At 67.6% G+C, this 16,730-nt stretch carries 14 protein-coding genes and 1 rRNA gene; 8 read left to right on the top strand and 7 right to left on the bottom strand.

Going from position 1 to position 16,730, the window contains the following annotated elements:
- Positions 1-6 precede the first annotated feature (6 nt).
- The 3 genes from IEY82_RS37790 to IEY82_RS37800 form a co-directional block, all read right to left on the bottom strand.
- On the bottom strand, positions 7-972 hold the full coding sequence (locus tag IEY82_RS37790) for an ABC transporter permease (protein WP_189129104.1): 966 nt from the start codon (positions 970-972) through the stop codon (positions 7-9).
- Positions 965-1,909, bottom strand: coding sequence for an ABC transporter permease (locus IEY82_RS37795; RefSeq protein WP_189129105.1), 945 nt, complete (start codon positions 1,907-1,909; stop codon positions 965-967). The genes IEY82_RS37790 and IEY82_RS37795 overlap by 8 nt, the downstream gene beginning before the upstream one ends.
- A 124-nt stretch (positions 1,910-2,033) precedes the next feature.
- Positions 2,034-3,665: a peptide ABC transporter substrate-binding protein gene (locus IEY82_RS37800; protein ID WP_189129106.1), complete on the bottom strand. Its 1,632-nt coding sequence runs from the start codon at positions 3,663-3,665 to the stop codon at positions 2,034-2,036.
- Positions 3,666-4,137: 472 nt separating this feature from the next.
- On the opposite strand from IEY82_RS37800, the gene IEY82_RS37805 reads away from it, so the two are divergent.
- From IEY82_RS37805 to IEY82_RS37815, 3 genes are all read left to right on the top strand, one after another.
- Positions 4,138-5,058, top strand: coding sequence for an ABC transporter permease (locus IEY82_RS37805; RefSeq protein WP_189129107.1), 921 nt, complete (start codon positions 4,138-4,140; stop codon positions 5,056-5,058).
- Positions 5,051-5,920: an ABC transporter ATP-binding protein gene (locus IEY82_RS37810; protein ID WP_189129108.1), complete on the top strand. Its 870-nt coding sequence runs from the start codon at positions 5,051-5,053 to the stop codon at positions 5,918-5,920. The genes IEY82_RS37805 and IEY82_RS37810 overlap by 8 nt, the downstream gene beginning before the upstream one ends.
- Positions 5,921-6,105: 185 nt before the next feature.
- Entirely contained in the window at positions 6,106-6,261 is a 156-nt protein-coding gene (locus tag IEY82_RS37815) for a hypothetical protein (RefSeq protein ID WP_189129109.1), read from the top strand.
- Between the two features lie 452 nt (positions 6,262-6,713).
- Here IEY82_RS37815 and IEY82_RS37820 read toward each other — a convergent pair whose 3' ends face one another.
- Positions 6,714-7,526, bottom strand: a complete 813-nt coding sequence (locus IEY82_RS37820) for a hypothetical protein (RefSeq protein ID WP_189129110.1) — start codon at positions 7,524-7,526, stop codon at positions 6,714-6,716.
- A 391-nt stretch (positions 7,527-7,917) separates the two neighbouring features.
- The gene (locus IEY82_RS37825; protein WP_189129111.1) at positions 7,918-9,240 is read right to left on the bottom strand and encodes a KamA family radical SAM protein; all 1,323 of its coding nucleotides are present in this window, start codon (positions 9,238-9,240) and stop codon (positions 7,918-7,920) included.
- Positions 9,241-9,414: 174 nt separating this feature from the next.
- Here IEY82_RS37825 and IEY82_RS37830 point away from each other — a divergent pair, with 174 nt between their 5' ends.
- The 4 genes from IEY82_RS37830 to IEY82_RS37845 all read left to right on the top strand — a co-directional run bounded on the left by IEY82_RS37830 (position 9,415) and on the right by IEY82_RS37845 (position 14,354).
- Positions 9,415-9,975: a DUF1707 domain-containing protein gene (locus IEY82_RS37830; RefSeq protein WP_225264359.1), complete on the top strand. Its 561-nt coding sequence runs from the start codon at positions 9,415-9,417 to the stop codon at positions 9,973-9,975.
- A gap of 161 nt (positions 9,976-10,136) precedes the next feature.
- Entirely contained in the window at positions 10,137-11,123 is a 987-nt protein-coding gene (gene plsX / locus IEY82_RS37835; RefSeq protein WP_225264367.1) for a phosphate acyltransferase PlsX, read from the top strand.
- A gap of 77 nt (positions 11,124-11,200) precedes the next feature.
- Positions 11,201-12,928 (top strand): arginine--tRNA ligase, encoded by a 1,728-nt coding sequence (gene argS, locus IEY82_RS37840; RefSeq protein ID WP_189129114.1) that lies wholly within the window; start codon positions 11,201-11,203, stop codon positions 12,926-12,928.
- A gap of 94 nt (positions 12,929-13,022) precedes the next feature.
- Complete coding sequence (locus IEY82_RS37845; protein ID WP_225264358.1) at positions 13,023-14,354, top strand: hypothetical protein; 1,332 nt, start codon at positions 13,023-13,025, stop codon at positions 14,352-14,354.
- Here IEY82_RS37845 and IEY82_RS37850 read toward each other — a convergent pair.
- Positions 14,351-14,731 (bottom strand): cell division protein SepF, encoded by a 381-nt coding sequence (locus tag IEY82_RS37850; protein WP_189129115.1) that lies wholly within the window; start codon positions 14,729-14,731, stop codon positions 14,351-14,353. The genes IEY82_RS37845 and IEY82_RS37850 overlap by 4 nt on opposite strands.
- A 166-nt stretch (positions 14,732-14,897) precedes the next feature.
- Here IEY82_RS37850 and IEY82_RS37855 point away from each other — a divergent pair, with 166 nt between their 5' ends.
- A complete protein-coding gene (locus tag IEY82_RS37855) occupies positions 14,898-15,662 on the top strand; it encodes a PhzF family phenazine biosynthesis protein (protein WP_189129116.1) in 765 nt (254 codons plus the stop codon).
- 821 nt (positions 15,663-16,483) lie between these two features.
- Here the strand turns inward: IEY82_RS37855 and rrf are convergent.
- Positions 16,484-16,600: ribosomal RNA gene (rrf, locus tag IEY82_RS37860) — 5S ribosomal RNA — on the bottom strand.
- Positions 16,601-16,730: the final 130 nt, after the last annotated feature.

The raw sequence follows: 16,730 nt of genomic DNA on the forward strand, positions 1-16,730 counted from the left end.
CCCCTCCTACCTGAGTTTCGGGTCGAGCGCGTCACGGACGGCGTCGCCCATCATGATGAACGCGAGCACGGTGATGCTCAGGAACACAGCGGGGAACACCAGCGGCAGCGGCGCCTCGAGGAACCGGTTGCGAGCATCGGCGATCATCAGGCCCCAGGAGATGTCCGGTGACTGGACACCGACTCCCAGGAAGGACAGCGCCGCCTCGGCCGCGATGAAGCCACCGAGGTTGATCGTGGCGATGACGATCACCGGAGCGAGCGCGTTCGGCAGCAGGTGCCGGAACATGATGCGACTCTGACTGGCTCCCAGAGCACGCGCCGCGATCACGAAGTCCTGGCTTCTGGCCGTGATGACCGCGGCCCTCATGATGCGGAACGTCATCGGCCAGGCCAGGATCGACAGTGCGATCACCACGATCCAGATGCCGAGATCCTGATCCCGGAAGGTGGCCGTGATGAGCAGCGCGCCCAGAATGGAGGGGATGGCGAAGAAGATCTCGGTGATCCGCGAGGTGACCGTGTCGACCACGCCGCCACGGGTGCCCGCCATGAGACCGAGCAGGCCGCCCACGATGGCGGTGATGAGCGTCGTGGTGACACCGATCACGATCGAGTTGCGGGCACCGTAGATCGTCCTGGCGTAGACGTCACAGCCCTGGTTGTCCCGGCCGAACAGGTGACCCGGGCTGGGTCCCTGCCGGGCGGTGGCCAGCTCGCAGGTCCTCGCCGAGAACGGGTCGATCGAGGAGAACAACGACGGCCAGAACGACATGACCAGCAGGATCGCGATGAGCACCAGCGAGACGATGAACATCGGCCTACGGCGCAGATCGTGCCAGGCGTCGCCCCACAGGCTGGCCGGCCTGGCCTCCTTCGGGCGCTTCACCGGCGGCGGGGTCGCCACGACCTGATCCTTGGTCAGCGTCCTGGTCTCCTGGGGCACAGGTTCGACCTGTGGGGTGTCACTCATAGCGGATCCTCGGGTCGAGCACGGCGTACAGCATGTCGACGATCAGATTCGCCAGGATGTACACCAACACCAGGATTGTCACGATGCCTACGACGATCGGTTGCTCACGCAGGTAAACACCCTGATAGAGCTGGTTGCCGATGCCGGGCAGGTTGAAGATCGTCTCGGTGATCACCGCGCCTCCCATCAGGGCGCCCAGGTCGGCTCCCAGATAGGTGACCAGCGGGATCAACGCGTTGCGCAACCCGTGCCTGCCGATGACCCTTCGTCTGGACAGGCCCTTGGCCGTGGCCGTGCGGATGTAGTCGGATCTCAGCGTCTCGACCAGGCTCGTTCGAGTGAGCCGGGTGAGATAGGCGATCGACGTGCCCGCCAGCACGAAACCGGGCAGCAGATAGGACTTCAGGCCCTGGGTGGCTCCGGCGATCGGGAAGATCTCGGTGCCCGTGACCTGCTTCAGCCAGACCCCCAGCCACAGCTGCAGGACGAAGCCGGTGACCAGCGTCGGGACCGAGATGAGCAGCAGCGTCGAAGCCAGGATCCCGGTGTCGGTGGCCCGGCCGCGCCGCAGCGCCGCCCACAGACCCAGCAGGACGCCGATGACCGCCTCCATGACCAGCGCGACAAGGGCCAGGTTCAGTGTGACCTGGAGCTTGCCCGCCAGCAACTGGGAGACGGGGACACCGGCGAACGTCTTGCCGAGGTCGCCCTCGAAGAGGAGACCGCTGATGTAGTGCCAGTACTGCAGGAGCAGCGGATCGTTGAGGTGATACTGGTCGCGGATGATCGCGACGATCGCCGGATCCTGCCGCTTCTCGCCGGCCAGGGCCGCGACGGGGTCTCCGGGCAGCGCGAACACGATGGCGAAGATGAACAGGGTGGCGCCCAGCAGGACTGGTATCGCCTGGATCAGGCGCCGAATGATGTAACGGCCCATACAAGCCTCCCGTACATGCCAGAAGGCAGCCCCTGGGAACCTAGGGTTGCGGGGCCCAAGCGACTGCCTTCACGGCGGGCTCTCAAGGGATGGGCGGGCGTGCCGCCCATCCCCGGAAAATACGTCAGGCCTTCTCGACGTCAGCCCACTCAACCTGGTTGAGCAGGTTGATCTTGACGTTCTTGACCTTGGTGGAGTAGCCCGAGTTGTTCCGGTAGAAGTACACCGGGATGTACGGGAGGTCCTTGATCAGGATGTCGTCCGCCTGCTGGTAGAGCTTGAGCCCTTCCTCAGGGGTCGCCGCCTGGTCACCCTTGGCGACCGCCTCGTCGAACTCCTTGTTGGAGTAGCCGGCGTAGTTGGAGCCCGTGGTGATGGCACCCGTGGAGAAGATCGGCGTCAGGTAGTTCTCGGGCGAGGGGTAGTCGATGGCCCACCCCATGCGGAACATGCCCTTGTACTTCTTGGCGTCGAGGTCGTCCAGGATGTTGGCGAACTTCTCGAACGGCTTGACCGTCACCTCGACGCCGAGGTTGGCGCGGAGGTTGTTGGCGACGGCCTCGATCCACTCCTTGTGGCCGCCGTCGGCGTTGTAGCCGAGCTCCAGCTTGGCCGGGCCCTTGGCCGCGGCGTACTGCTCCTTGGCCTTGCCCGGGTCGTAGGTGCAGGCGGCGCAGGCGCCCTGGCGGTAGCCCGCGATGGCCGGGTTGATGAAGTCGTCGGCCGGCGCGCGGGTGCCGGCGAAGACCGTCTCGGCGATCGTCTTGCGGTCGATGGCCATCGAGATGGCCTCGCGGACCTTGATGTCCTTGTACTCGTCGTTGTACTGCAGCGGGAAGCCGATGTAGCCGATGCCGGCGTCAGGCTGGTCCGTGTAGCGGTCGCCCAGGGCCGTCTTGGCGCTGGCGATCGCCGAGGCGGGCAGCTGGTCCTGGATGTCGACGTTGTCGCCCTGGAGGTCGTTGTACGCCGTCTCCGAGCTGTTGTAGAGCTTGAACTGAAGCTTCGTCCAGTTGCTCGGCTTCTTGGCCGGGTACTTGTCGTAGATCGACAGGTCGATCGTCTGGTCGGTGCCCTTCTTGTACGGCTTGTCGAGCTTGAACAGGCCCTGCCCGATCGGCTTCTCGCCGTACTCGTTGGTCACCTTGCCGTCGGCGCCGAAGGCGGCCTTGGGCAGCGGGTAGAACGCGGTGTAGCCCAGCATGGTCCTGAACTGGGAGAACGGAGCGGTCAGGGTGACCTGGAGGGTCGTGTCGTCGACCGCCTTGAGGCCGCTCATCTCCTTGGTGGTGACCTGCTTGCCCTCGCCCGGGTTGAGGTCGGCGTGACCCTCGACTCGGCCGAAGAAGTAACCGGCGCCCTGCGCGTTGTCCTGGTTGGCCGCGTAGTTCCAGGCGTCGATATAGTTCTGCGCGATCAAGGGCTCACCGTTGTGCCAGGTGTAGCCCGGCTTGAGCTTGATCGTCCAGACCTTGTTGTCCTCGGTGGTGATGGACTCGGCGGCGGCCTCGACGACTTCCTTGTTCTCGTCGTAGTTGACCAGCGGTTCGAACACCGCGGCGAGGACCTCGGCGCCCTCGGACTCGGTGGTGTTCGAGGGGACCAGCAGGTTCTGCGGCTCGCCGAGCTCCATGCGGACCGGCGTGTCGGCGCTGGTCCCGGAGTCTCCGGTCGATGCACCGCCGCCACACGCGGCCACCGCGATGGCGAGCAGCGCGGTACCGGCGACGATCTGTGCGCCCTTAGTAACACGCATGGTAAAAAGATCCTCCCTCTACAGGTGGGCGTTAGCGCTGAGCTGCAGTGATCGTGAGCAGCCTGACGGGGGATTTCCTGGTAAGCCCCCCGAGTTTGGCTGACATGGTCAAACCAGCCGACGCCCTGCCAGTCGCTCGCGACTATCCCTCACTACGTGCTACCAGCGAGTCTCTGGCGCGTTGCAGTTCGGTCACACGTATGCCTAGCTAACGTCACAGTCATTAGTCACAAACAGTCCGTAGTTTCGCAAAACCGTCAGACAAGCACAGTCCCGGACTTGAACCACGAGCAAAAATACCTTCTAGCCGACACTGCTCACGCCTTGCCCCTCATCCGGGGGGTGGCTGGGCTACCGTTGTGCAAGTCTTGACGGCGCCTTGGAACCACACGCCCCGAGGCGCCCGTCCAACTGTCTGTCGCGACCCCCGCGGCAGGCACTCCACCGAGCCGGATCCAATAGAGTCCTTGCCATGAGTCAGCCGGAATCCGCTGTCGCGGACGCCCAGGCGGGCGGCCGGAGCGGGCAGGAGCCGCTGGCCAAGCTCGCCGCGAGATACGGGCTTCGCCGTGCCATCGCGCGGCCGAGGTTCCCGGTATACGTGCGCCAGCTCTGGGAGCGGCGGCATTTCATCCTCACCTACGCCACCTCTCGCAACGTCTCCAAATACTCCAGCTCGGCGCTCGGCCAGCTCTGGCAGATCCTGACCCCCCTGCTCAACGCCGCCATCTACTACGTGATGTTCGGCATCGTGCTCGGCGGCAAGGGCAACATCGAAAACTATCCCGCGTTCCTGCTGACCGGGATGTTCGTCTTCACCTACACCCAGCGGTCGGTGGCCGCGGGCGCCAAGTCGATCTCCGGCAACCTGTCGCTGATCCGGGCGCTGCACTTCCCCCGCGCCTCGCTCCCCCTCGCCTACACGATCCAGGAGCTGCAGCAGCTCGCCATCTCCATGGGCGTGCTGTTCCTGATCGTGATCCTCACCGGCGAGTTCCCGACGTGGTTCTGGCTGATGATCCCCGTCGTGCTCCTGTTGCAGACCATGTTCAACATCGGCGCCGGGCTGGTGATGGCGCGACTCGGCTCGTCGATGCGCGACCTCAACCAGCTCCTGCCGTTCATCACCCGCACCTGGCTCTACGCCTCGGGCGTGTTCTTCTCGATCCAGGAGAAGGTCGTGGGCAGCGCCGGCCTGCCGCAGTGGGTGGCCGACACCATGTACTACCTCAACCCCGCGGCCTCCTACATCGAGTTCATGCGCGACATCCTCATCCAGGGCCACAACCCGCCGGGGATGGTGTGGATAAGTTGCGTATTCTGGGCAGTGTTCGCACTCGGCTTCGGCTTCTGGTACTTCTGGCGTGCCGAGGAGAGGTACGGGCGTGGCTGAGCTGACCGAGGAGCTATCACAGGTGAAGGGCGAGGAGCCCGCCGTCCCGAAAAAGAAGGACGTGAGGGTGCACCCCAACCCGGCGCCGGCCGGCAAGGCTCCCCTTGACGTTCCCACGGGGACTCCCACGGTCATCGTCGACGACCTGCACATCGTCTACCGGGTCTACGGCGCGGCGACCGATGCCGAGAAGGGCAACGCCGTCAACGCCCTCACACGCATCCTCAAGCGCCAGGGCCGCCCGCAGATGAAGGAGGTCCACGCCGTCAAAGGCGTCTCCTTCGTGGCCTACCACGGCGACGCCATCGGCATCGTGGGCCGCAACGGCTCGGGCAAGTCCACCCTGCTGCGCGCCATCGCCGGCCTGCTGCCGCCACACGCCGGCGCCGTCTACACCGACGGCCAGCCCTCGCTGCTGGGCGTCAACGCCGCCCTCATGCGCGAGCTCACCGGTGAGCGCAACATCGTGCTCGGCTGCTACGCCATGGGCATGACCCCCGCCGAGGTCAGGGACAAATACCAGGAGATCGTCGACTTCTCCGGCATCGACGAGTTCGTTCAGCTGCCGATGTCCACCTACTCCTCCGGCATGGGGGCCAGGCTCCGGTTCGCCATCTCCTCGGCCAAGACCCACGACGTGCTGCTCATCGACGAGGCCCTGGCCACCGGCGACCGCGAGTTCCGCAAGAAGAGCGAGAAGCGCATCCGCCAGATCCGCGAGTCGGCCGGCACCGTCTTCCTCGTCGCCCACGACCTCCGGGTCATCGAGGAGACCTGCAACCGCGTCATCTGGCTGCACAAGGGCAAGATCAAGATGGACGGCGACCCCAAAGAGGTCCTCGCCGCCTACAACAAGGGCTGACGCTCGACGCTTTCACGCCGCGCTCCCCTTCCGGCCTGCGCGCCTACGGCGATCCCACCTGCCCGTGACCTGCCTTCGGCATGGTCACGGGAGCGACGCGAGTGACGAATTCCTGACACCGTGACCCCCGTTCCGCTATGATTCGAACGTTGGTTCGATACGAGGAGAGATGGAGTGGGGGCGCGATGGGAGAGCTTTCGGCCGCGATCGACCACCTGGCCATCGAGGACGTGGCAGAGATACCCCAGACCCAGCTGACCGAGCAGCTCATCGAGCTCCATTGGCAGATGGCCCGGCTGCAGGCCCAGATCGGCCGCCGCACCGGCCTCCGCCTCCTCTGACAGACGATTCGGCCACCCTCCGGCCAGCGCAGCACGCTGTCCCGACGGTCGCGCAGATGGTCCGGGCATGAGGATGCCGCCGACCCCGAAGATCGGAGTCGGCGGCGGGTGCGCCCCGCGACACGCCGCTGCCCTGCAGTGGCGACGCGGCACGCGCGCACCGGGCTCAGGCGCGTCCACCTGGGCCCGTCATGAGACCGCCCGCTCGGGCGGACGGTCCCGTAACCTACGTGGCCGGTCTCTCTGACGCCCGGCACCTGGGGCGGGAGCGACCCTTCACGTGAGTGTGACGAAGGCAGTGTCGAGAGCTCGGGAACACACTGCCCAGGCGATCTCGGCGCTCGCCCGCTCGCCTCGCGGCCGCGCGGCAGGCTGCCCGCACGTCGGCACCTGAGACGTCCGAGCACCTCCCGGCGGTCCCTCGGCGAGATCCGGCGAGCACCGTGACCACGTCAGTAGCGGCCTGCGTAGCCCGTGGCCGCGCTGGTCCGTGCCACGGCGGCCCCGACGGACGAGATGGCCGACTCGTCCTGAGCGCCGGTGAGCTTACGCGCCATGGCGGCGCTCCGGAAAAGAGGGGCCGAGCCGTCGAGCGTGGCGATCCGAGCCGTGCCGGGCAGGGTCTCGACCACCGGAGCCATCTCCGGCGGCAGAAGTCGCCCCACGACCGGGGCCAACTCGGCCGATGGTTCGTTCGACAGCGCGCCGAACGCGAGCCGCGCCCGCTCCGCTGACCGCCGGGCGGCGCCGTACAGCGTGCCTCCCAGCAGCCTGTCGGCCGACGGCACGCCCGCCTCGTCCAGGGCCGCCCGGCCGCCCTGGGAGGGGGCTCCGACGGCGGACATCGGGCTCCGGCCCTCGACCGTCCCGCCCGGCGCCATGCCGGTCAGGCCGCCGAGGCCGCCGACGCCGGGCAGCGCGCCCAGCAGCCGGGCGCCGATGGGCAGGCCGGCTTCCGACGAGCCGGTCTCCAGCGACGACAGCGGGCGGCCGGGCCGGCGCGCCGCGTACGTGCTGGACGTGCCGTACGTGCCCGACGTGTCGCCCGGAGCCGCGGTCCCGCTCGTCCCGGTGACCGCCGCATCCTTGCCCGCCCAGAGGCCGCCGAGCAGGTCGCGCAGCAGCCCGCCCGGACCGCCGGCCGACCCGTCGCCGACGGACTCCGTGGCGAGATGTCGCTCCTGGGCCTGGGCGGGCGTGGAGACCATGGCCCCCGCCAGCCCGAATGCTGCGACGGCCGCAGCCGCCTTGATCATTCGATTCATGATTGCCTTCCCGGCTCGTGATCGATCGCTCTCGAATGCAATGGATGGGCGAATCGATAACCCCCCGAATGCCGCGGCGTACACGCTGTGGGCACCACACGATGCGCGCCGTCCCGGCTGAGCTACCGACGCAGTTGTATCACCCTGTCCAGACCCGTGAAGGCGCCGGAAAACCCGTTCGACAAAGGCTTTACGGCCGGTCATAGATCATGGAAGACCTGACGAGCGGGGAGACAAATCATGAAATGCCGAGTGACTATTTCGGAATTTCCCGTGGCGTTTCCCGCGACTCGGATCCGCGCCCGGCGGCCCGTCGACGAGGTCCCGGTAAAGACCGGTGTCACGGGCCGGGGGCGCAGATTTTGAGGTAGCGGGAGCTGCGCTTGACCGCTCAGGCGGTCAGCAGCGCGGCTTCGCCGGTCGGCTCGAACGGGAAACGATCGGCGAAGGCCGGCCGCAGATCCGTCAGCCAGACCGCCGACGGGTCGTACCGCGCGAAGAACGGCCGGCCGACCAGTGCCGGGTCGCGAGCCTGGATGAAATGGAGCACGAACACCTTTTCGCCGGCGATCTCGGCGACCCCGTCGACGCACACCTTGCCCGGAGTGGCCGACATGGAGGGCCCGCGTACCGTACGGCAGAGCCCGGAGATCGTCGAATAGGCATCCCTGAAGATCTCGTACGCCCGAGCCAGCGGCACCGCGAAGTAGTCCTGTGGCCCGGTGTCGCGCTCGACGAACATGTAGTAGGGAATCATCCCCATCCTGAGCTGTCGCCGCCACATGCCCGACCACAGGGCCGCGTCGTCGTTGATCGACCTGATCATCGGCGCCTGGGTCCTGATCGTCGCGCCGCTGCCGAGGATCCGCTGAACCGCGGACTCGACCAGCGGCGACTCCAGCTCCCGCGGGTGCGTGAAGTGGGCCATGAAGGCGAGGTTCTTGCCCGACTCCGTGACCTGCTCGAAGAGTTCGAGCGTGGCGTCGGCGTCGGGGTCGGTGGTGAAGCGCTGCGGCCAGTAGGCCAGCGCCTTGGTGCCGATCCGGATCGACTCGAGTTGTTCGACCCCGAGCAGCGGCTCGATGTAGCGCCTGATCACCGGCTCGCCCATGATCATGGCGTCACCGCCGGTGATCAGGACGCTGGTGACCTCGGGATGCTCGTGCAGGTAGCGCACGAGCTGGCCGATGTCGTCGGAGGCGAACTTCAGGTCGGCGTCGCCGACGAACTGCGCCCACCGGAAGCAGTAGGTGCAGTAGGCGTGGCAGGTCTGCCCCTGCTTGGGGAAGAACAGCACGGTCTCCGGATATTTGTGCTGCATGCCGGGCACCGGCTCCACGCCGATGCGGGGCACGTTGAGCTCCATCTGCCCGGCCGGGTGCGGGTTGAGCTGCGCTCGCACCCTGTTGGCCTCGGCCTGTATCTCCGCGTTGGGCGCCTCGGCCTTGAGCAGGTCGGCCAGCCTCGCGACGTCGGCGGCGGGAAGCATGTCCTCCTGTGGGAAGACCAGGCGGTAGATCGGATCGTCGGGCGCTGCCGACCAGTCTATGAGTTCGTCCACAACGTAGGCGTTGGTCCGGAAGGGCAGCACGGTGGCGACGGCACGGACCTTCAGCCGCTCCTCGTCGCCGAGCCCTGCCCGCTGCAGGAGGTCATCGAGATGCTTGGACGTGTACGCCCTGAAGCGTCGCGTTCCTGCCTGGTTCAAGATCACTAGGCCTTTCCCATCTTTTTTGTTCGTTCCGCTGTAAACCTCACGGCCCTGTCGCGCGTCTACGGCTCTTATATCGGGACGCGAGGGGCGATGGCTACGGTTCCCCTGAGCTCGAAGCTTTCTCAAAGAATGACTACTCGCGACATATCGCGATTGGACGTACACTGGCTAACCGTGACGACCGACGCCCCTGTCCTGCGCGCCTCCGACGCCGACCGCGACCGCGTCGCCGCGGTGCTCAGCGAGGCACTCGCCACCGGAAGACTCACCAGCGTCGAGCACGCCGACCGTCTGGACGCGGCCTACACGGCCAAGACCGTAGGCGAGCTCGTCCCCCTCACCCAAGACCTACCCCACGTGACCTCGTCACACGTGCCGAGCGTGGTCGAGCGGCAGACGATCGACTCCAAGTTCAGCAAGGTGATCAGGAAGGGCCGCTGGGTCGCGTCCCGGCACACCAGGCTCTCGGCCACCTTCGGAGCGCTCATCGTCGACCTGTCCGACGCCGTGCTGCCCGGCCGTGAGATCACGCTCGAGGCCGACGCCCGGTTCAGCAAGATGATCGTCCGGGTTCCCGACAACGCCCGGGTGATCGACGAGGGTGCCTCCATGTTCGGCAAGCGCAACGTGTCGGGAGGATCCGAGGACGACGGGCCGCTCATCCGCATCGTGGGCAGATCGATGTTCTCCAAGGTGATCGTCTCGCGCGGCGTCTCCGACTGGAACCTCAGGTAGCGCGCGCATCGGCGCCGGGCCCCCACCCGCCCGTTAACCTGGGCATCCGCCATGCCTACGATGCGGACATACCCGAGCCCGCGTTTCCATCGGTGACGACGGGTTCGTATGCCCGTACGAGGTGACCAGTGTCCGACAGCAAGCCGATCGCGCTCGATGCCATGGGTGGCGATCACGCGCCGCACGAGATAGTCGCGGGAGCCGTGCACGCCGTGCGCGAGCGCGGGCTGGCGGTCGTGCTCGTCGGCTCGCCGCGCGTGCTCTACGAGGCCCTCGCCGACCACGACGCCACCAGGGAGATCCCGATCGTCCGGGCCGAGGAGGCCCTGGCGATGGACGAGGGCGCCCTGGCCAGCCTGCGCCGCCCCCGCTCCAGCATCGCCGTCGCCTGCCATCTCGTACGACGGGGCGACGCGTCCGCGGTGGTGTCCGCCGGCTCGACCGCCGGGGTCGTCGCCACCGGCAGACTCAGGCTCAAGGCCCAGCACGGCGTGCTCCGGCCGGCCATAGCCGTCGCGCTCCCCACGCTTCCTCACCCGACGCTGCTCCTGGACGCGGGCGCCAACGCCGACACCAAACCCGAGATGCTGGTGCAGTTCGCCCAGCTCGGCACCGTCTACGCCCAGCTGGCCTACGACATCGCCCAGCCGAAGGTCGGCCTGCTCACGATCGGCGGCGAGGCCGAGAAGGGCAACAAACTGGTCAAACGAGCACACGAGCTGCTCCAGGCCGCCCCCGGCATCCGCTTCACCGGCAACATCGAGGGATTCGACCTGCTCACCGGCCGCGTGGACGTGATCGTCACCGACGGCTTCACCGGCAACGTGGCGCTCAAGACCATGGAGGGCGCCGTCCGCTACGCGTTTCGCGAGCTCAGGGAGACGATCAGCGACAGCAGGGTGGCCCAGCTGGGTGCGCTCATGCAGCGTTCGCGCATCCGCGAGCTCCACCGCCGCCTCGACTCCGAGGCACACGGCGGCGCGGTGCTCCTCGGCCTCAACGGCACCGTCGTCATCGCGCACGGCTCGTCCAGAGCGGCGGGCATCAGCGCCGCCTGCCGGCTTGCCGTCGACCTGTCCGCCGCCGGCATCGTGTCCACGATCGGCGACCGGGTCGCCTCGGCGCAGAAGCACCATCGCCGCCGCTGAACCCGGCGTCGAGGCGCCGCACCCAGCCCCGAGTTCGCGCACTGCGCCGAGGTCAAGGTCGCCGGTACCCTTAGGTCATGACCGACCCGCAAATGGTGCTCACCGAGCGCGTCCAGCAGGCGCTGGCCAACGCGTTCGGCCCCGAGCACGCCGACGCAGACCCGCTGATCCGGCCCTCCCAGTTCGCCGACTTCCAGGCGAACGTCGCGATGAGCCTGGGCAAGCGACTGCGACGGTCCCCGCGGGAGGTCGCCGAGGCCCTCGCCGCCGAGCTGTCCGACTTTCCCGGCACCGTCGAGGTCAGCGGACCGGGCTTCCTCAACATCACGCTCGACGACTCGTGGATCGCCTCGGGTGCCGCGGGCATGCTCGCCGACCCGCGCACCGGCGTCGGCACGACCATGCCGCCGCAGACGGTGGTGATCGACTACTCCGCCCCCAACGCGGCCAAGGAGATGCACGTCGGCCACCTCCGCACCACCATCGTGGGCGACTCGCTGGCCCGCATCCACGAGCACCTCGGCAACACCGTCATACGGCAGAACCACCTGGGCGACTGGGGCACCCCGTTCGGCATGCTGATCGAGCACCTGCTCGACATCGGCGAGGAGACCGCGGTCGCGCAGCTCGAAGCCGGCATGGGCACCGAGTTCTACCAGGCCGCCCGGCGGAAGTTCGACGACGACGAGGCGTTCAAGCTGCGCTCCCGCGTCCGGGTGACCACGCTGCAGTCGGGCGACCCCGACACCATCCGGCTCTGGCACGTGTTCATGGACGCCACGGTCCGCTACTTCAACAAGGTCTACTCCATGCTCGGCGTCACGCTCACCGACGCCGACATCGCCGGCGAGAGCATGTACAACCCGATGCTCGAGAAGACCTGCGACGACCTGGAGAGCTCGGGAGTGGCCGTGATGAGCGAGGGCGCGCTCTGCGTCTTCCCGCCCGGCTTCACCGGCTCCGACGACAAGCCGCTCCCGCTCATCGTCAGGAAGAGCGACGGCGGCTACGGCTACGCCTCCACCGACATGGCGGCGATCCGCTACCGCGTCCACGACCTCAAGAGCGACCGCATCCTCTATGTGGTGGGCGCAGACCAGGCGCTCCACTTCCGCATGGTGTTCGCCGCCGCCCGGCTCGCGGGCTGGCTGCCCGACACCGTGTCGGCGGAGCACGTCCAGATCGGCATGATGCTCGGCAAGGACGGGCGCCGGTTCAAGACCCGCTCCGGCGAGTCCATCAAGCTGACGGAGCTGCTGCAGGAGGCCGTCGACCGCGCCTCCGCGGTGATCGCCGATCGCGGCTACGACGACGAGACCCGCGACGAGATCGCCCACGCCGTCGGCATGGGCGCGGTCAAGTACGCCGACCTGTCGATCAGCCACGACAGCGAGTACGTCTTCGACTTCGACCGCATGCTCAGCCTGACCGGCAACACGGCCCCCTACCTGCAGTACGCCCAGGCGAGGATCCGCTCGATCTTCCGCAGGGGCGGCGTCGACCCGGCCACCGCCACGGGGCCGATCGTCCTGGGGCATCCGGCCGAGCGCGCGCTGGCGCTCCAACTGCTGGATTTCGGCGCCGTGGTGGCGAAGACCGCCGAGCTGAACGAACCCCACCGGCTGTGCGCGTTCATCTACGCGACCGCCACGGCCTTCACCGCCTTCTTCGAGGGCTGCCCCGTGCTCAAGGAGGGCGTCGACGCCGAGACGCGCGCGTCGCGGCTGGCGTTGTGCGCGCTGACCCTCCGGGTGCTGGAGTCCGGGCTCGATCTGCTGGGCGTCCCGGTTCCCGAGCGCATGTGACACCCTCTGTGGGCGCGCCTCCACCTCGTTGGCGCGCCCACCGATAGGCTTTACGCGGTCATGAACCGGGCCGAAGATGGGGGAGTTCTCTGCCTTGAGCACGGACCTGACTGCCAACCCCCAAGCGACGACAGAGCTGCACCGCTACGCAGAGGCACTGCTGGCACACCTTGCCGCCAACGGCACCGTGCCTCCGACCGCACCGGCTTTCGACGACATCCCCGGCGACTGGCTGCCTCCGGCCGTCCAGGCCCTGGTGGCGATCCTCGCCGGAGATGATCCACTCGAGCCACTGAGCAGAGCCGCGGGGCGCGACCAGCAACGCACCGCCCTCTTCCTCTGCCTGGCCTTGGCCGTCGCGGGCCACGGCAGCCGCATCCACGCCTCCTGGCTGGGCACCGCCTTCGGTGAGCTGTCGGTCGACCAACCGGTGACCCACGGGCAGCGCTCCCTCTGGCTGGCCGCCGCCAGAGGCGCCTACGGTCCGGCCGGGAAGATCTTCGTGCTCCGCAAGCTCGACGCACTGGGCGTACCCGACCACGCCGACCAGCGGCAGTGGGTGCAGGCGGTCGTCCCCGGCGAGCCCACCGTGGTGGTGCCGGTCTCCCTGATCGACTTCCCCGAGATGGCCGAGATCCCTGAGCTGGCCAGACCCGCCCAGGCGGCCGCACGACTGGCCCGGCTGCGCGCCCGCTGCACGGAGATCACCTCGACCAGACAGGCGGAGCACGACTCCTCCACTCCACTCACCAACAGCACCGGCAGCCCGGTCACAGCGTGGGCCGAAGACGAGCCACTCGCCGTGCTCCGCTCGCTCATCGGCCTCGGCGGCCCCTCGGGCCCGATGGCCTCGCTGACCTCACACCTGCTCGACGACCTGCGCCCGGGTGCCGACCCGCACCTGGCGGCGATCGCCCTGCATGTGGCTGCGCCGCTCCTGCGCGGCCTGGCCGAGGAGCTCGAAAACGACTGCCGCCTCACCCCACCCGCCACGCTCACGGTGACCCTGCTCGGTCACCACATCCTGCTCCGCCCCGAAGGCCCCGATGACGAGTCACTCGCCGAGGCCGAGGCTGCCATCGTGGCCGAGGGAATGCACCCCCGGCGCCCGCCGTGGGCGGCCATCCTGCTGATCGTCGCCGGCGTCTGCTGCCTGGCCGGGGCGCCGCTCACCAGTTGGCTCCTCGCTGGGACGGGAGCGGCTCTGCTCGGGCTCGCGGGCTGGCGGCTCTGGCAGCGGCGCAAGACCGTCGAATCAGACGCCAAGTACGTGGCCGCGCGGATCGCCGAGCTCAGAGAGCTGGCCGACGGGGCCGTCTGGGCCTTGCACGCCTACGCCCGCGAGGCGGAGGCACGCGCAAAACAGGCCGCAGACGACTCAGCCGAGCTCACCCGGCTGATCCGTCGCGGCCCGCGCGCGGCCTAGGTCGTCTCGATCTCCACGTGGGCCGGCGCCAGCAGGAAGACCCGATCGGCGATGCGCTCGATCCGTCCCTCACAGCCGTAGGCCAGGCCCGCCGCGAAGTCGACCATCCTGGTCGCCTCGGGCATCGGCATGCCCGTCACGTCCATGATGACCGTCTGGCCGTCACGGAAATGCTGCCCGATCATCGGCGCGTCGTTGTACTTGAGTGGCTGGATCATCACGATCCGTGAAGAGTCAACGGACGCACGCCACCTCCTGGCGGCCCGCTCCGTCGCCGGCATGTACTCCTCTTCGTACTGCTCATCGTCGTACTGCTCGTCGTAGTGATCAATCCCGCCCAGGCCAAGGTAGCTCACCACCTTGCGCACTGCCCCCATCGGTTTGTCCTTTCCTCAGGAACTCACCGCAATCGGCACGTCCCTACACATTGGACGGTAACCGACGATTCCGTGTTCGCCATGCGACACGCCCACAGCCAATTTCATTCTGTCCCGCTAGCAGTCTGGTTTCATCTGGATATCTCTCCCCCGATAGCATCAACTCATGCGCCTCTTCACTGTAGACGCCTTCACTGACACTCCTTTCCGAGGCAATCCCGCCGCGGTCTGCCTGCTGGAGTCCGCGGCTCCCGACGCGTGGATGCAGGCCGTGGCGGCTGAGATGCGGCTGTCCGAGACCGCCTTCCTGCTCGGCGATTCGCTCCGCTGGTTCACCCCCGCCGTCGAGGTGTCCCTCTGCGGCCACGCGACGCTGGCCACGGCACACGTCCTCTATTCGACGGGCGCCGCCTCAGGCCAGGTCGAATTCAGTACGGCCAGCGGAAGCCTCACGGTGAATCGCACCCCCGACGGCCTGATCACGATGGATTTTCCAGCCAAAGAAGTGACACCGGCCACACTTCCGGCAGGTCTGGAAAAAGCCCTCGGAGTCACTCCGGTGCAGGTCGCAAGGAGCCAGCTCGACCTACTGGTAGAGCTCCCGAGCGAGGAGTCGGTACGCACACTCGCGCCCGACATCGAAGCTCTGGCCTCGATCGACGCCCGCGGGGTCATCGTCACGGCGGCCGGCTCGTCGACCGACTTCGTGTCGCGGTTCTTCGCCCCCAATGTCGGCGTGCCCGAGGATCCGGTCACGGGCTCAGCCCACTGCGCCCTCGCCCCCTACTGGTCGGCGCGGTTGGGCCGGGCCGAATTGGTGGGAGCACAGCTCTCCGCTCGTGGCGGGCTCGTACGCGTCAAGGCCGACGGCGACCGGGTCCATCTCGCCGGACGCGCGGTGACCGTGGTCTCCGGCGAGTTGCACATCTGACCACTCCCTGACACCGCCGAACTTTGCTCTCCGTCAACGCATCTCACCCGGTGTGACACCGCCCACTCAGCTCGCCACGACGCTGCTCTCCGCAGTGGCGCTCGTGCTGTCTTCCTGTGCCGTGGAGCTCGCCGTCCGCTCCCCTACGATCACACCGATGGCCGCGGAGGTGGCGGAGCACCGGGCCATCGCCAGGAAGGCACTCACCATGCGCCTCGACTGGACAGCCCGCGCCGGGCAGCTGACGAGGCAACTGGGCCGCAGCGGCCTCGACCGCTGCCGTCGTGGCAACGAGCTCAAGGCGGCCGAGGACTTCGCCGCCAAGTGCACGTTGACCCTGTACCGGGCCTACACGTGGAACGGCGACCTGGACGCCCTCCTCGATCGGTTCCAGCCCTGTCCGGCCACGGCCGAGATCCGCAACCACTGGCGTGCGTTCGGCGGCAAGGCACATCCCCGCGACGGCTCCCACATCTACGACATCGACGACCTGCCGCCGCTGATCTGCGCCGGCGTCACCATCGAGTTCGCCTCTTCCCACACCGAGAAGGATCCCGATCTCACCGTCATGCCCGGGGCCAACGTCTTCGACGACGCCGGCGGCCGCCACGCCCCCTACTACTGGGTGCCCGAAGGCACGCCATGGCTCGCCAGTTGGTTGCGTGTCCGCGGAGAAGGTCAGTATCTGGTCGCCATGCAGGTGTCAGAGGACTACTCGGCCCTCAACAAGCCGTCGCACGACAACCACGACAGCCTCCGCGTCACCGCCCCTGAAACGCGAGAAGGGCCCCACCCAACGGTGGAGCCCTTCTCAAACAATTGTCCGGCGGTGACCTACTCTCCCACACCCTCCCGAGTGCAGTACCATCGGCGCTGGGAAGCTTAACTTCCGGGTTCGGAATGTAACCGGGTGTTTCCTTCCCGCCATAACCGCCGTAACCCTATGAAACAAACAAACAAACAAACGCTGTTTGCAGTCTCAGAATTGCCTAGTGGACGCGAGCAACACACCTGCGAACTTCGCGCGCGGCGCTGTTCCGGACCCGGCGAAGAGTAACGGAACGCAGC

The sequence above is a fragment of the Nonomuraea cavernae genome, assembly GCF_014646355.1.
Taxonomy (GTDB): Bacteria; Actinomycetota; Actinomycetes; order Streptosporangiales; family Streptosporangiaceae; genus Nonomuraea; species Nonomuraea cavernae.

Excerpts from the sequence above, each read along its gene's own strand:
- IEY82_RS37790 (WP_189129104.1), bottom strand. The coding sequence starts at position 972 with ATGAGTGACACCCCACAGGTCGAACCTGTGCCCCAGGAGACCAGGACG.
- IEY82_RS37820 (WP_189129110.1), bottom strand. The coding sequence starts at position 7,526 with ATGAATCGAATGATCAAGGCGGCTGCGGCCGTCGCAGCATTCGGGCTG.
- IEY82_RS37855 (WP_189129116.1), top strand. The coding sequence starts at position 14,898 with ATGCGCCTCTTCACTGTAGACGCCTTCACTGACACTCCTTTCCGAGGC.
- IEY82_RS37795 (WP_189129105.1), bottom strand. The coding sequence starts at position 1,909 with ATGGGCCGTTACATCATTCGGCGCCTGATCCAGGCGATACCAGTCCTG.
- IEY82_RS37805 (WP_189129107.1), top strand. The coding sequence starts at position 4,138 with ATGAGTCAGCCGGAATCCGCTGTCGCGGACGCCCAGGCGGGCGGCCGG.
- IEY82_RS37850 (WP_189129115.1), bottom strand. The coding sequence starts at position 14,731 with ATGGGGGCAGTGCGCAAGGTGGTGAGCTACCTTGGCCTGGGCGGGATT.
- plsX (WP_225264367.1), top strand. The coding sequence starts at position 10,137 with ATGGGTGGCGATCACGCGCCGCACGAGATAGTCGCGGGAGCCGTGCAC.
- IEY82_RS37815 (WP_189129109.1), top strand. The coding sequence starts at position 6,106 with ATGGGAGAGCTTTCGGCCGCGATCGACCACCTGGCCATCGAGGACGTG.
- IEY82_RS37800 (WP_189129106.1), bottom strand. The coding sequence starts at position 3,665 with ATGCGTGTTACTAAGGGCGCACAGATCGTCGCCGGTACCGCGCTGCTC.
- argS (WP_189129114.1), top strand. The coding sequence starts at position 11,201 with ATGACCGACCCGCAAATGGTGCTCACCGAGCGCGTCCAGCAGGCGCTG.